Raw genomic sequence first — 13,519 nt, 5'->3', positions numbered from 1 at the left:
GAGGCGCTGGGCCGCTGGGCGCGGGCTTCGTCCTCTCATTGCCGGTCAGCCGCCTCCACCTGCACGGACTAACCCGGTGGGACCGCAAGCGCGGTCGTGGGCGCCCCCCCCCCGGCGGGGGGGGGCCCGCGACCGTCCGTACGACCCGCACGCACCGATCTGGAAGGACGCCCCCGTGGCCACCTCCGTACGGGCGACGAGCGGCGGCTCCGCACCGCCCTCCGCCTCCACCACCGACCTATCCTCCGGCTCCGGCTCCCACGGACGCCCCTCCGGCCGGGACGGCCTGCGCAGCACGCTCTACCGCCTGGACCTGAAGGCGATCCCCTACGTCTTCGTCACCCCCTTCTTCCTCACCTTCGCCGCCTTCGGGCTCTTCCCCCTGATCTACACGGGCTGGCTCTCGCTCCACCGGGTCGAGCTCGGCGGCAGCGCGCAGTGGAAGGGGCTGGAGAACTACAGCTCGCTGGCGACCAGCGAGTTCTTCTGGAACGCGCTCGCCAACACCTTCACCATCGGTGTGCTCTCGACCGTTCCCCAGCTGCTGATGGCCCTCGGACTGGCCCATCTGCTCAACTACCAGCTCCGCGGGCGGGGCTTCTTCCGCGTGGCGGTCCTCGCCCCGTACGCCACCTCGATCGCGGCGGCGACGCTCGTCTTCGCCCAGCTCTTCAACACCGACTACGGCCTGATCAACACGGCCCTGGGGTGGGTCGGCTTCGACCCGGTCTCCTGGGAGTCCTCCAAGTGGCCGGCCCAGATAGCGATTTCGGTGATCGTGACCTGGCGCTGGACGGGCTACAACGCCCTCATCTACCTGGCGGCGATGCAGTCCGTACCGCAGGACCTCTACGAAGCCGCGGCGCTGGACGGGGCCTCTCGGTGGCGCCAGTTCCTCAGCGTCACCATCCCCTCCATCCGGCCGACGATCCTGTTCACCGTCATCGTCTCCACCATCGGAGCCACCCAGCTCTTCGGCGAGCCGATGCTCTTCGGCGGCAGCGTCGGCATCAGCGGCGGCAGTGGGAACCAGTTCCAGACCCTGAGCCTGCTCATGTACGAGAAGGGGTGGGTGACCGGCTCGCTGGGCCAGGCCTCCGCCATCGCCTGGGTCATGCTGCTGCTCCTCCTGCTCATCGGGGGCGTCCAGGCCCTGATCACCCGCACGCATCGCCAGCGCAAGAAGCCGGGGAGCTGAGCTCATGGTCCGCACACTCGACAAGTCCCCCGCCCCGGCGACCCCCGCGGCGACCCCTTCCGCAGCTCCGCGCCGCTCGAGGCGGCTTCGCCCGTCGGCGGGCCGTCAGCACCACGCGGGACCGCTGACCTACGTCATGCTGGGGCTGGCCGCGCTGGTCTCCCTCTTCCCGCTGTACTGGAACCTCGTCGCCGCCTCCCACTCGGGCGAACGCGTGGTCGAGGCCCCGGCCCCGCTGCTGCCCGGCCCCCGGCTCTTCGACAACATCTCCTTCGCCTGGAACCAGGTCGACATGGGCGAGGCACTGGTCAACACGACCGTCGTGGCCGGCCTCGTGGCCCTGTCCACCGTCCTGTTCTCCACCCTGGCCGGCTTCGCCTTCGCCAAGCTGCCCTTCAAGGGCCGGGGCGCCCTGCTGAGCCTGGTCGTGGCAACCATGACGATTCCACCGCAGCTCAGCGTGATCCCGCTCTATCAGATCATCACCGACCTCGGCTGGGTCGACCAGCTCCAGTCGGTCGTCCTGCCCTCGCTGGTCGCCGCCTTCGGCGTGTTCTTCATGCGCCAGTACCTCATCGAAGCACTGCCGGTGGAGCTGGTGGAGGCGGCCAGGATGGACGGCGCGCACAGCCTGCGCATCGTCTGGCACGTGGTGTTCCCGGTAGCGCGCCCCGCGATGGCGGTCCTCGGAATGCTGGTCTTCGTCCAGGCCTGGAACGACTTCTTCTGGCCGTTCATCGCACTGACCCCCGACGGGAACCCGACCCTGCAGGTGGCGCTGGCCGGCCTCGGCGCGGGCAACCACACCGTCGACCAGGCCGTCGTGCTGACCGGCGCCCTCATCTCCACACTGCCGCTGCTCCTGGTCTTCGCGGTGCTCGGCAAGCACATCGTGGGCGGTATCACCGCCGGCGCCGTCAAGAACTGACCGGCCGGCCGACGGCTCCGTGGCCCGCGCAGCTCTACGCGCCTCACCTGCCTTACCTGCCTGACCTGTCTGACCTGAATCATTCGAATCATCCGCAACCGAGTGGGGAGCCCCCTCCTATGACCGCGTCCGAGACCCGGCCGCTCAACGCCGTCCGTTCCTTCCCGTCCGACTTTCTGTGGGGCACGGCCACCGCCGCGTACCAGATCGAGGGCGCCGCCCGAGAGGACGGACGGACACCCTCCATCTGGGACACCTTCGCGCACACCCCGGGCAAGGTCTTCGAGGGCCACACCGGTGACGTCGCGGTGGACCATTACCACCGTTTCCCCGAGGACGTCCGACTGATGTCCGAACTCGGCCTGGGCGCCTACCGGTTCTCCGTGTCCTGGTCGCGCGTCCAGCCGACCGGCCGGGGACCGGCCGTGCAGAAGGGCCTCGACTTCTACCGTCGGCTGGTCGACGAGCTGCTCGCCGCCGGCATCGAGCCCGCCCTCACCCTCTACCACTGGGACCTCCCACAGGACCTGGAGGACGCCGGGGGCTGGCCGGAGCGCTCGACCGCCGAGCGCTTCGCCGAGTACGCGGGCCTCGTGGCCGACGCCCTCGGGGACCGGGTGAAGCGCTGGATCACGCTCAACGAGCCCTGGTGCAGCGCCTTCCTCGGTTACGGCTCCGGCGTGCACGCTCCTGGCCGGACGGACCCGGTCGCCGCCCTGCGCGCGGCCCACCACCTCAACGTCGGCCACGGCCTCGCCATCCAGGCCCTGCGGGCGGCGCTGCCCGGCGACAGCCAGCTCGCGGTCTCGCTCAACCTCCACGAGGTGCGCCCGCTGACCCCGTCGGCCGAGGACCGGGAGGCGGCCCGGCGCATCGACGCCGTCGGCAACCGGATCTGGCTGGGCCCGATGCTGGAGGGGGCCTACCCCGAGGACCTGCTCGCGGACACCGCGCACCTGACCGACTGGTCCTTCGTCAAGGACGGCGACACCGCCACGGCGCACCAGCCCCTGGACCTCCTCGCCGTCAACTACTACACCCCGACGGTCGTCTCGCACGGAGGGAACGGCGTACGGGGGTCGCAGGACGACGGGCACGGCCTCAGCGAGTACTCGCCCTGGCCGGGCGCCGAGGACGTGGCGTTCCATCAGGCGCCGGGCGACCGTACGGCGATGGGCTGGGCCGTCGACCCGGACTCCCTGTACGACCTGCTGACCCGGATCGCGGCCCAGTACCCCGGCCTGCCGCTCGTGGTCAGCGAGAACGGGGCGGCGTACGAGGACGAGGTCGGTCCGGACGGCACGGTGCACGACCCGCGCCGCGCCGCCTACATCCACGCCCACCTCGACTCGGTGCACCGGGCGATCACCGACGGGGTGGACGTACGCGGCTACTTCCTCTGGTCGCTGCTCGACAATTTCGAGTGGTCCTACGGCTACGCCAAGCGGTTCGGTGCGGTCCACGTCGACTACGAGACCCTGAAGCGCACGCCCAAGTCGAGCGCGTACTGGTACGCCTCCGTGGCGCGGACGGGTGAGCTGCACGCCCCGTAGGAGCGGGAGCGAACCACCGGCCGGCCTGCGCCGGGGTCAGGCCGGCGGCGCGGCTGCCCGGCCTCGGAGGGATCGCCGCATCAGATCGCGTAGACGGCCGATGCCACGGTAATGCCGACGGGCAGGGAGAGGTCCACTCCGTCCAGGGCCCGGGCGAGCGGGCCGGTGTACAAGGTGCCCACGCGGAGGGCGGCCGCCCCGGTGCCCGCCGTGAGAGCCAGTACGCCCGGCCAGTTGACGCCCCCGGTGGACCAGAAAGGGCTGCCGGGGCTCGCGTCGGTGAGCGCCAGGCCGTCGTAGCGGCAGCCGCGCAGCAGGATGTCGGTCGCGGAGACGGCCGTGCTGGGGCCCAGCAGGACGACGGTCGGCTGGAGGAGGTCGCCGACCGTGTCGAGGAAGTTGGACTGGACCGGCCTGGACCCTCGAGCCGTGATCGGGGGGAGCGGATCCGGGGTCACGCGCGGGAAGCCTGCGCGATCTTGCCCGACCCCTACGGAGGCCGCACGTAAGGCAGTTGTCGATGACCGGCACGGTTTCGTCATGGCCGATTACGCAACGAACTCGACATCCGGCGACGTGACCCTGTCAGAGCTGACCAAGGACACCGCACATCAGCATCTGGTGAAGGTGGGCGGCTCAGGGCTGTCCCTGGACTCCGCCGCACGGGACTGCGGTCTTGCCGCCCTCGACGTGGAGTCCCTCTTCCCACACCGGGACGCGTGCTGTGGAGCAGTCTGATCGGACTCCTGGGGTTCCAGGTCTTCAGCCGTACCCACGACAGCGTCCGGGACGAAGCCGCGTTCTTCGACTATGCCGTAGCGGTGTCGGCCGAGGGCATCGGGCTCGTGGTCCCCCTGGCCGGGGACGCCGGCTGAGGGGCCTTGACGTGGGGTTTTCGCGAACGGGTTACCGTGTTCCTTCATTCGAGGGGGAAAAGCGATGTCGCACGACACGGGGTGGGGACAACACCCGGGACAGCCCATGCCGCCGCAGTGGGGAGGTGGCTGGATGCCGCCGCCCGCGCCGCAGCCGGGTGTCATACCCCTGCGCCCGCTCACTACGGGCGAGATGCTCGGCGGGGCCTTCGCGACTCTCCGGCGGTACTGGAAGCCCCTGATCGGCGTCATGGCTGCCGTACAGGGCATCGGAATCCTGCTCGTGGCCGCCGCGGCCGTGATCTCCGTCGCGGCCGCGTACGCCCGGTTCTCCGCCGTATTCGACCTCGCGCCGGGAGAAAGTCCCGAGGGCTCGGACGTGGCGGCCCTGCTGCTGGCCTTCGTACCGCTCGGCGTGGTGCTGATCCTCGCGACGACGGTGGGCGCCGCGATGTTCAGCGCCCTGTGCCCCGCGCTGGTCCAGGAGGCGGTGCTCGGCCGCGCCACGACCGTGGGCGCGATGTGGCGCCGCGGATGGTCCCGGCTGCCGTCGGTGCTGGGCACCGTGATGCTCGCCGGGCTGATCGCGGGCGGGCCGGCGCTCCTGCTGTACGCGATCTGCGTCCCGCTGATCGTCGTCTCCGCGGACCTGGACGGTTCCGGCCCGCCGGCGGTCTTCCTCCTGCTCCTCCTGGGTTCGCTCCTGTGCATACCCTTCTCGGTCTGGATCATGGTCCGGTTCAGCCTGGCGCCCGCCGCCGCGGTGTGCGAGGGGCTCGGCCCGGTCGCGGCCCTGCGGCGCTCTTCCCGGCTCGTCCGCGACGGCTGGTGGAGGGTGTTCGGCATTTCGCTTCTCGGGTACATCGTGGCGATGGCCGTGGGGTACGCCATCCAGACGCCGTTCGGCTTCGTCGGCATGTTCGCGCTCTTGCCGAGCCTGCCCGAGCCGGACGGGGACTTCTCGGACATCGGCACGCTGATCTTCGGAATCACCGTCTACGCGGTCACCGTGCTGGTCGGCGTCGTCGTCAGCTCGCTGTTCCAGTTCAGCTTCCCGCAACTGGTCATCGCCCTGCTCTACGTCGACCAGCGGATGCGCAAGGAGGACCTCGCGCCGACGCTCGTGGCGGCCGCCTTCCCCGCGCAGGAGCCCGCGCCCGCTCCGGTCTCGCCGCCTACAATGCTCGAATGATCTTCATCGTGGTCAAATTCCCCGTCAAGTCCGAGTACGTCGGCCAGTGGCCCGAGCTCGTCGCGGAGTTCACCCGAGCCACCCGCGCGGAACCGGGCAACCTGTGGTTCGAGTGGTCCCGCAGTGTGGAGGAGCCCGACACCTACGTCCTGGTCGAGGCATTCCAGGACGACGCCGCGGAGGCGCACGTCACCTCCGCGCACTTCCGTGCGGCCCTGGAGACCATGCGCCCCCTTGTCACCCGGACCCCGGAGATCGTCAGCACCACCATCGAGGGCGCGACCGGCTGGAGCCGGATGGGTGAGCTCCAGGTCGACTGACAGCCGTACCCAATTCAACCTTTGGGGCGACACCCCGACGGCCCAGTGGCCGTAGCGATTCTTCCCGCGCGCCCTTGAGCTGCGGTGACGCTGTCGACCCGGCTGTCCAGCACATCCGTTCCCCCCTGCCTCCGCGTCCGCAGCGATCTTGACGCGCCCTACAGTCGTGCCGCTCCCCCGAGATCCCTCCTGAGAGACGTGCGTGACTTCTCCCTCGCCCTGCCCAGAAGACCAGTTGACACCCTCGGCCGCCCGGCATGCCCAGCCCGCAGCAGTGCTGGAAGGCATCGCCGGATACATTCCGCCCCGTGTGGTCGCCAACGCCGACCTCCCCCCGGCCTGGGGCATCGACGACGCCTGGGTGCACCGCCGCACCGGGATCCGCGAGCGACGCCGGGCCGGTCCGGGGGTGTCCACCGGCGAGCTCGCCCTCGAAGCCGGGCGCCGCGCCCTGGCCGTGGCGGGCGGCGCTCCCGTGGACACCGTGCTCGTGGCCACCTCCACCCCGGACCGGCCCATGCCCGCCATGGCCCCGCAGCTGGCCACCCGTCTCGGTCTGGGCGGCGCGGCGGCCTGGGACGTGAACGCCGCCTGCAGCGGTTTCCTGTACGGGCTCGCCGCGGCCGCCGGCGCCCTGCTGTCCGGTTGCGCGGACCGGGTCCTGCTCGTGGCGGCCGACGTGTACTCGACCCTCCTGGATCCCGAGGACCACTCGGCCGGCATCGTCTTCGGCGACGGAGCCGGCGCCGTCGTGCTGCGCCGGGGCCGGTCCGGGGAACCGGGGAGCATCCTCGCCTTCGACCTCGGCAGCGACGGCTCGGGCGACGAGCTGATCGAAGTGCGCGGCGGCGGCGCCCGGGAACGGTCGGCCCCGGACGCCTACGACCCCGGTGACCGGCACTTCCGCATGCGGGGGCGGGAGGTGTTCCAGCATGCGGTGACCCGGATGACCGAGTCCTCGCGGACCGTGCTGAAACACGCGGGCTGGGCGCCCGAGGACGTGGACCGGTTCTGTGCCCACCAGGCCAACGCCCGCATCATGAAGGCCGTCGGGGAACGCGTCCCCGTCCCCGGACCGCGCCGGGTGGCCAATATCGAGCGGGTCGGCAACACCGGCGCCGCGTCGATCCCGCTCGCCCTGGCCGATGCCGCGTCACGCGGCGAACTGCACGCCGGGGAAAGGGTGTTGCTCACCGCCTTCGGTGCCGGGCTCACCTGGGGCTCGGCGGCCGTGCTCTGGCCGCGGCTCGACCGCGCCGTGCCCGCCATCGAATCGGCGCCCTGAGGTCCGCTCCGGATCCCGGCTGCCCGCTCGCCGATCACCACCCGTCCCGGAAGGACGCACCGCCATGGCCCCGGTCCAGACCGTCGTCGCCACCGTGCTCACCGAGAAGTTCACGGTCTCCCCCGAGAGTGAACTCGCGGCCACACTCCGCTCCGAGCGGTCCGGACAGGATGCCCTGTGAAGAATTCCCCGCACCCGCACCCGCGCGCCGTCGCCGTCACAGGCCTCGGGATGATCACCCCGGCCGGGATCGGCCGCGAGGACACCTGGGCCGGAGTGCTCCGGGCCCGCTCGACGGCCGCCACCGATCCGGAGTTGAAGGACTGTCCGGTCGACTTCGCCTGCCGGATCCCCGCCATGACCCCCGAGCAGGGCCGCATCGGCGGCGGCAAGGCCTGGCGGATGGGCCGTTTCACCCAGCTCGCGGTGCTGGCGGCCCGCGAGGCCGTGGCCGACGCGGGACTCGATCCCACCTCCTGGGACGGGGCGCGCGTGGCCGTGGTGATCGGCTCGGGGCTGGCCGGGGCCGCCCATCTGGAGACCCAGACGCTCCGCCACCACCAGAGCGGACCCGACCTGGTCTCGCCCTCACTCATCCCGATGTTCATCCCCAACATGGCCGCCGGCGAGGTGTCGGCGGACCTCGGCGCCCACGGCCCCTCCCTTGCCACCGAGACGGCCTGCGCCTCCGGGGCCACCGCCCTGGCCGTGGCTCGCGACCTCCTGCTCTCCGGCGCCTGCGACATCGCCCTCGCCGGTGGTGCGGAGGCCGCCGTGACCCCGGTGGTCGCCACCGGGTTCGCCCGGATGGGAGCCCTGTCCGGGCGGGTGGAGCAGCCGGCAGCGGCCTCGAGGCCGTTCGCGGCGGACCGGGACGGGTTCGTCATCGCCGAGGGGGCCGCAGTCCTCGTACTGGAGCGGACGGCGGACGCGGCGGCCCGCGGGCGGCGCGGATACGCGCACCTCGCCGGAGCCGGCCTCACCTCGGACGCCCACCATCCGACGGCGCCGTCCCCCGGCGGGGAGTACGCGGAGGCGGCCCTGCGGGCGGCGCTCGCGCAGGCCGGGCTGTCCCCGGCGGACGTCGACCACGTCAACGCCCACGGAACCTCCACTCCGCTCAACGACCGCACCGAGGCCGAACTCATCGCCCGCGTACTGCCGCACGGTCCCAGCGTGACCGCCCCCAAGGGGGTACTGGGCCACAGCCTCGGCGCCTCCGGGGCCGTGGAGGCCGCGCTCACCGCGCTCGCCATCCGGGACTCCCGGGTGGCGCCGATCGCCAACCTCGCGGCAGGCGACTCCGGTTGTGGTTCCGGTTCGCCGTTCGACATCGACTGCGTGACCGGCACGGTGCGTGAGCAGCGGGTCTCCGTGGCCGTCAGCCACTCCTTCGGCTTCGGCGGCCACAACGTGGTCCTTGTCCTTACCGCCCCCTGACCTCCACCGCACCCTGACCGTCACCGCCCCGTGGACGGAGCGGAGTCCACGGGTCCGCAGCCGGATTCCCGCCGTGCCGGCCGCGGATGGACGGACACGATCCGGACAGCGTCATCCCGGACCCCGCATTTTGTCTGCCCCCGTGCAGAACCGAACGGATCTCCATCGCGTGGTACGGAACATGCGTTGGCATGAACACGGACACGGGGGAACACGCGTGGGATTCGCAGGGAAGGCCAGAACGGCGGCGCTCGCCGCAGCGGTGACCGGGGCGCTCATCACGGGAACGGTGTCGGCCGGCGTTCAGCCGGCGCGGGCCGCGGGCACCACCGCGCAGAACGACGGCACGAAGGCCGCGGGCAAGGCGAAGGCGGACGTGAAGCCGTCGGCCACCGTCACCCTGATCACCGGTGACCGGGTCGTCGTGAAGGGCGACGGCGGCGTCGAGCAGATCCTTCGCGGCGCCGGCCGTGCGGGGACCGGCTTCTCGGTGCGCCGCGAGGCCGAGCACACCTACGTCATCCCGCAGGACGCCCTGCGCCTGGTCGGCGACGGGGTCCTGGACCGACGGCTGTTCGACGTGGCCCAGTTGGTCAGGGACGGGTACGACGACGCACACAGCACGGCACTGCCGCTGATCGCCGGCTACCGGCGGGACGCCGCCGGGGCCAAGACCTTCGGCGCCGCCGGCGACACGCTCGCCGGGGTCGCGCGCGACCGCCGGCCGCTGCCCGCGGTGGCGGGAGAGGCGTTCCACGCGCCGAAGGCCGACGCGGCGGCCCTCTGGACGGCGGTCACCGGAGGTACGGACGCCCGCACGATGCGCTCCGCCCCCGTGCCGCCCGTCGCCCACCTCTGGCTGGATGCCAGGGGGAAGGCCGCCCTCGACAAGAGCGTGCCGCAGATAGGCGCGCCCGCCATGTGGAAGGCGGGCTACACCGGCAAGGGTGTCAAGGTGGCGGTCCTGGACACGGGGGTCGACGAGACCCACCCGGACCTCAAGGGCATCGAGACGGCGCAGAAGAACTTCAGCAACTCACCGGACACCGTCGACCGGTACGGGCACGGCACGCACGTGGCCTCCACTCTCGCCGGGACGGGCGCGGCATCGGGTGGCCGCTACAAGGGCGTGGCGCCCGGCGTGCGGCTCCTGGACGCCAAGGTCCTCGACGACGACGGCAGCGGCTCCGCCTCCGACGTCATCAGCGCCATGCAGTGGGCCGTGGACCAGGGCGCGACGGTCGTCAGCATGAGCCTGGCCTTCGGCGACGACCCGGGCGTCGACCCGCTGGAGGAGGCGGTCGCCTGGCTCTCCGACAAGGCGCTGTTCGTGGTGGCCGCGGGCAACGAGGGCGACAAGCCCGGCACGGTCACCTCTCCCGGCAGCGCCCCCGAGGCGCTCACCGTGGGCGCGGTGGACAAGGAGGACCAGCTCGCGGACTTCTCCAGCCGCGGCCCGACCCGCGCCGGAGTCGCCAAGCCGGACATCACCGCCCCTGGCGTCGACATCACCGCCGCCCGGGCCACGCACGGTCCGGACCCCTCGCCCGGCCTCTACACCAGCATGTCGGGCACCTCGATGGCCACCCCGCACGTCGCGGGCGCCGCGGCGCTGGTCCGCCAGCAGCACCCGAGCTGGAGCGGCGCCCGGATCAAAGCGCTGCTGACCGGTTCGGCGAAGCCCAACCCGGCGCTCAACGGCTACCAGCAGGGGGCGGGCCGCACCGACCTGGCGCGGGCCGCCAAGGCCGTCGTCGTCGCCGAGCCCGCCTCTCTCGGCTTCGGCACGCAGTCCTGGCCGCACGCCGACGACAAGCCGCTCGCCAAGTCCCTCACCTACCGCAACTACGGCACCCGGCCCGTCACGCTCCGGCTGAGCACGGCCGGTACCGGCCCGTCGGGCAGTCCGGCTCCGGCCGGGATGTTCACCGTCAAGGACGCCCAGCTCACCGTCCCCGCCGGCGGCAGCGCGACGACCACCGTCACCGCCGACACCCGCAAGGGCACGGTCGACGGCGCCTTCGGCGGTACAGTGCTGGCCGCCGGAGGCGGCCAGGAAGTGCGCACCGGTCTCGTGGCCGTCCGTGAGGTGGAGTCGTACGACGTCACCCTGCGGCACCTGGACGTGAACGGTGCGAACCCGTTGACGTACTACACGATGATCAGCAAGATCGGTGAGGGGGACCGCTTCGAGGTTCCGTACGACTCGAGCGGCACCGTCGTCCAGCGGCTGCCCAAGGGCGAGTACCAGGTGCAGGGCGTCGTCTTCGGCCCGGCCGCCACCGTGGGCTTCTTCGTCCAGCCGGTACTGAAGCTCACCGGGAAGACCACCGTCACCTTCGACTCCCGCAAGGCCAAGCCGTTCGCCGTCACCCCGCCGGATCCGCGCGCACAGCTGGTGAGCGCGTTCGCCGGGTACAGCGACGAAACCGCGGGTGTGTCCGACATGTGGGCCACGGACGGCGTGACGCGGATCCTCACCCAGCACCTGGGCCCGGCGGCCCCCAAGCTGCGGGCGCAGTACAACGGCGTGTGGAAGACACCCGGGGCGGCGGGAAGGAACGTCGACTACCGGCTGGCCTTCCACCGCACGGGCACCTGGTTCAACGGGCTCGACCGCAAGCTCACCCGGGCCGACGTCGCCGAGGTCAAGCTCGGCTTCGGCGCTTCGGTCACCGGGGCCAAGGGTCAGATCTACGTGACGCCCGTGGACGAGCAGGGCTTCACCACCGGGGTGCAGGACCCTGAACCGATGGGCCTGCCGGTGGTGAGGACGCACTACGTCAATACGGAGGGGGTGCGCTGGTCCTGGGCCGCCGTACAGCTCAACTCCGAAGGCGAGCAGCGCATCGACCTCACGCAGAACGAGGTGTCGTACACGCCGGGCAAGAGCTACGCGCTGAAGTTCAACACCGGCGTGGTCGGTCCCGATCTGAAGGCCGGTAAGGAGCAAGGCGCGACGAGGACCGGCGACTACCTCGATACCAACGTCGGGTTGTTCAACGACGGCAGCGGCCACGAGGGCAACTCCTTCTACGCCGACGGCTTCGCCCGGCTGGAGTCCGGGGGCCGGGTCATCGCCGAGGGCTCGCCCAACGGCTGGCTGAGCGCCGAGGTTCCAGCCGCCTCCGCGGTCTACCGTCTGACCAAGGAGGCGAGCCGCTCCGCCGCGGACACCTCCACCAGCACGAAGGTGAGTGCGAGCTGGACCTTCACCTCGGCCCGCCCGGCCACGGACCGGCCCGTGTCACTGCCCCTGTCGACGGTCCGGCTCTCGCCGAACCTGAGCCTGAGCGGGAGGGCGCCGGCGGGCGGCACGCTGAAGGTACCGCTGTGGCTGGCCGGGGCGGCAGCCGCTGACGGGCAGTGCGCCGCGCTGGCGGTCCGGGTCTCCTTCGACGGGGGCGCGACCTGGCAGCTCCTCGCCGTGGCGAAGGACGCGAAGGGGGCCCGTTCGGTGACCGTGAAGCACCCGGCGTCGGCCAAGGCCGTGTCGTTCCGGGTGGACCTGCGGGACAAGGCCGGAAACACCGTGCGGGAGACGATCACGAACGCCTACCTGCTCGCACCCTGAGCCGACCGCACGGCGGTGGCCGCGCCGCGGTGACCGTGGCGCGTTGACCGTCGCATGGCGCCGTCGAACCCGGTGGCCCGGCCCGGCCCCCCCCCCCCCCCGGGGGGCCGGGCCGGGCCGGTTTCAGGGCGGGTGCGCAGGCCGCGTTTGACCCGGCGCTGGTCCGCTCGCTTTGACTGCCCCGTTCGACTCGAAGCGGTTCGTACGCTTGTCCGTGCGACTGTGTGCATGAGAGAGCGGGGCTGCGCCGATCATGACGACCAGCGCCGGAACCGAAGCGGCGCGCGCCGCTGGGATGAGGGGCTGTGCGGGGCTGTGAGGGGCTGCCTCTCAGGCCTCGCCGAGGGCGGCGACGATCTCCTCGGTGGTACTGACCTTGCCGATGCGGGGGAAGATCTTGCCGAAGGCGTGGGATTCGGGGTCGGTGTCGGCGGTGGCGTCCTCGGCGAAAACGGGCAGCCCCATGAGGCCGTTCTGGAGGTCGATGACGACCAGGGCGGTGTCGTTGCCGAGGGTCAGGCCGGTCATGGGTGTCTCTTCCTACTGGGTTGCGGTGGGCTCCCCTTCCGCTTCCACGGCCCGACGGCAACGAACTTGGAAAGCGCTCCCTGGTACGACCGCGCGCCTTGCTTCCTTTTGAACGCCGCGAGGACCAGCAGCCGCACCAGGCGCCCGCACATCAGCCACCGCACAGGATCCGGGACCCGCTCCCCCGTGCACTCGACGGAGTCCCCGAGCGAGGCCGCCGACGCGGCCACCGACCCGGCGACGAAGCAGTGCACGGCAGGATCACCCGTACCGGCAGGGTGTCCGGGGCCAGAAGGGGCACCCCGTCCGAGCCGCACCGCAAGGACAGCCACCACACAGCACCAGCAGCAGGAAGGAGCCCGTACCGACCGCGTACGGGTCCTCGTTCCACTCCGCCTGCGAGGCCTCCGCCACCACCTGGGCGATGCCCTCGCCCAGCACAATCAGCACGAACAGGCCGAGCCGCTCACCGAGGTGCGGGGCGTCCGTCCACGCGGCCCGCGGCTTGGGCCCCCGCGTGTGCCCCCGTCCCAGGGCCCGTGCGTACAGTTCGTCCACCCGACCCTGGAGCTTGCTCCCGGAGAACGTGAACATCACCACGGACGGAGTTCCGCCGGCCGGTGGGG

Annotated in this window: 12 protein-coding genes and 1 pseudogene; 10 read left to right on the top strand and 3 right to left on the bottom strand. The window is 71.8% G+C overall.

All coding sequences use genetic code 11. The features are described from left to right. The first annotated feature begins 175 nt into the window (after window positions 1–175). The 3 genes from OTB20_RS04865 to OTB20_RS04855 all read left to right on the top strand — a co-directional run bounded on the left by OTB20_RS04865 (window position 176) and on the right by OTB20_RS04855 (window position 3,679). The gene (locus tag OTB20_RS04865; protein WP_267815350.1) at window positions 176–1,198 is read left to right on the top strand and encodes a carbohydrate ABC transporter permease; all 1,023 of its coding nucleotides are present in this window, start codon (window positions 176–178) and stop codon (window positions 1,196–1,198) included. 4 nt (window positions 1,199–1,202) lie between these two features. Next, window positions 1,203–2,126, top strand: a complete 924-nt coding sequence (locus tag OTB20_RS04860; RefSeq protein ID WP_267815349.1) for a carbohydrate ABC transporter permease — start codon at window positions 1,203–1,205, stop codon at window positions 2,124–2,126. Window positions 2,127–2,245: 119 nt separating this feature from the next. Then, window positions 2,246–3,679 carry a GH1 family beta-glucosidase gene (locus OTB20_RS04855; protein ID WP_267815348.1) on the top strand — a complete coding sequence of 478 codons (1,434 nt, stop codon included), beginning with the start codon at window positions 2,246–2,248 and terminating at the stop codon, window positions 3,677–3,679. 80 nt (window positions 3,680–3,759) lie between these two features. On the opposite strand, the gene OTB20_RS04850 is transcribed toward OTB20_RS04855, so the two are convergent. Beyond that, entirely contained in the window at window positions 3,760–4,137 is a 378-nt protein-coding gene (locus OTB20_RS04850) for a hypothetical protein (RefSeq protein ID WP_324290335.1), read from the bottom strand. A gap of 82 nt (window positions 4,138–4,219) precedes the next feature. On the opposite strand from OTB20_RS04850, the gene OTB20_RS04845 reads away from it, so the two are divergent. The 7 genes and pseudogenes from OTB20_RS04845 (at window position 4,220) to OTB20_RS04815 (ending at window position 12,365) form a co-directional block, all read left to right on the top strand. After that, on the top strand, window positions 4,220–4,417 hold the full coding sequence (locus OTB20_RS04845) for a hypothetical protein (RefSeq protein WP_267815347.1): 198 nt from the start codon (window positions 4,220–4,222) through the stop codon (window positions 4,415–4,417). Then, window positions 4,393–4,554: pseudogene (locus tag OTB20_RS04840) on the top strand (TetR/AcrR family transcriptional regulator); the annotation flags it as partial. The gene OTB20_RS04845 and the pseudogene OTB20_RS04840, both read left to right, overlap by 25 nt. Window positions 4,555–4,687: 133 nt before the next feature. After that, window positions 4,688–5,746: a hypothetical protein gene (locus OTB20_RS04835; protein WP_267815346.1), complete on the top strand. Its 1,059-nt coding sequence runs from the start codon at window positions 4,688–4,690 to the stop codon at window positions 5,744–5,746. Next, window positions 5,743–6,066 carry a putative quinol monooxygenase gene (locus OTB20_RS04830; protein WP_267815345.1) on the top strand — a complete coding sequence of 108 codons (324 nt, stop codon included), beginning with the start codon at window positions 5,743–5,745 and terminating at the stop codon, window positions 6,064–6,066. The genes OTB20_RS04835 and OTB20_RS04830 overlap by 4 nt, the downstream gene beginning before the upstream one ends. Before the next feature lie 235 nt (window positions 6,067–6,301). Beyond that, window positions 6,302–7,351, top strand: coding sequence for a beta-ketoacyl-ACP synthase 3 (locus tag OTB20_RS04825; RefSeq protein ID WP_267815344.1), 1,050 nt, complete (start codon window positions 6,302–6,304; stop codon window positions 7,349–7,351). Window positions 7,352–7,528: 177 nt separating this feature from the next. Next, window positions 7,529–8,791: a beta-ketoacyl-[acyl-carrier-protein] synthase family protein gene (locus OTB20_RS04820; RefSeq protein ID WP_267815343.1), complete on the top strand. Its 1,263-nt coding sequence runs from the start codon at window positions 7,529–7,531 to the stop codon at window positions 8,789–8,791. Window positions 8,792–9,008: 217 nt separating this feature from the next. Further along, window positions 9,009–12,365, top strand: a complete 3,357-nt coding sequence (locus OTB20_RS04815) for a S8 family peptidase (RefSeq protein WP_267815342.1) — start codon at window positions 9,009–9,011, stop codon at window positions 12,363–12,365. Window positions 12,366–12,695: 330 nt separating this feature from the next. Here OTB20_RS04815 and OTB20_RS04810 read toward each other — a convergent pair whose 3' ends face one another. Together OTB20_RS04810 and OTB20_RS04805 are read right to left on the bottom strand one after the other, a co-directional pair. Continuing rightward, window positions 12,696–12,893: a hypothetical protein gene (locus OTB20_RS04810; protein ID WP_267815341.1), complete on the bottom strand. Its 198-nt coding sequence runs from the start codon at window positions 12,891–12,893 to the stop codon at window positions 12,696–12,698. A gap of 261 nt (window positions 12,894–13,154) precedes the next feature. Then, a complete protein-coding gene (locus tag OTB20_RS04805) occupies window positions 13,155–13,487 on the bottom strand; it encodes a low temperature requirement protein A (RefSeq protein ID WP_267815372.1) in 333 nt (110 codons plus the stop codon). Window positions 13,488–13,519 lie beyond the last annotated feature (32 nt).

The sequence above is a fragment of the Streptomyces sp. H27-H1 genome (assembly GCF_026627445.1).
In the GTDB taxonomy this organism is placed as follows: Bacteria; Actinomycetota; Actinomycetes; order Streptomycetales; family Streptomycetaceae; genus Streptomyces.
The sequence above is the reverse complement of the archived record's forward strand: the minus strand, read 5'-3'. Positions and strand labels throughout refer to the sequence as shown.

Bases quoted from the DNA above. Each gene is read 5' to 3' on its own strand.
- OTB20_RS04855 (WP_267815348.1), top strand. From the start codon at position 2,246: ATGACCGCGTCCGAGACCCGGCCGCTCAACGCCGTCCGTTCCTTCCCG.
- OTB20_RS04860 (WP_267815349.1), top strand. From the start codon at position 1,203: ATGGTCCGCACACTCGACAAGTCCCCCGCCCCGGCGACCCCCGCGGCG.
- OTB20_RS04845 (WP_267815347.1), top strand. From the start codon at position 4,220: ATGGCCGATTACGCAACGAACTCGACATCCGGCGACGTGACCCTGTCA.
- OTB20_RS04835 (WP_267815346.1), top strand. From the start codon at position 4,688: ATGCCGCCGCCCGCGCCGCAGCCGGGTGTCATACCCCTGCGCCCGCTC.
- OTB20_RS04805 (WP_267815372.1), bottom strand. From the start codon at position 13,487: ATGTTCACGTTCTCCGGGAGCAAGCTCCAGGGTCGGGTGGACGAACTG.
- OTB20_RS04830 (WP_267815345.1), top strand. From the start codon at position 5,743: ATGATCTTCATCGTGGTCAAATTCCCCGTCAAGTCCGAGTACGTCGGC.
- OTB20_RS04810 (WP_267815341.1), bottom strand. From the start codon at position 12,893: ATGACCGGCCTGACCCTCGGCAACGACACCGCCCTGGTCGTCATCGAC.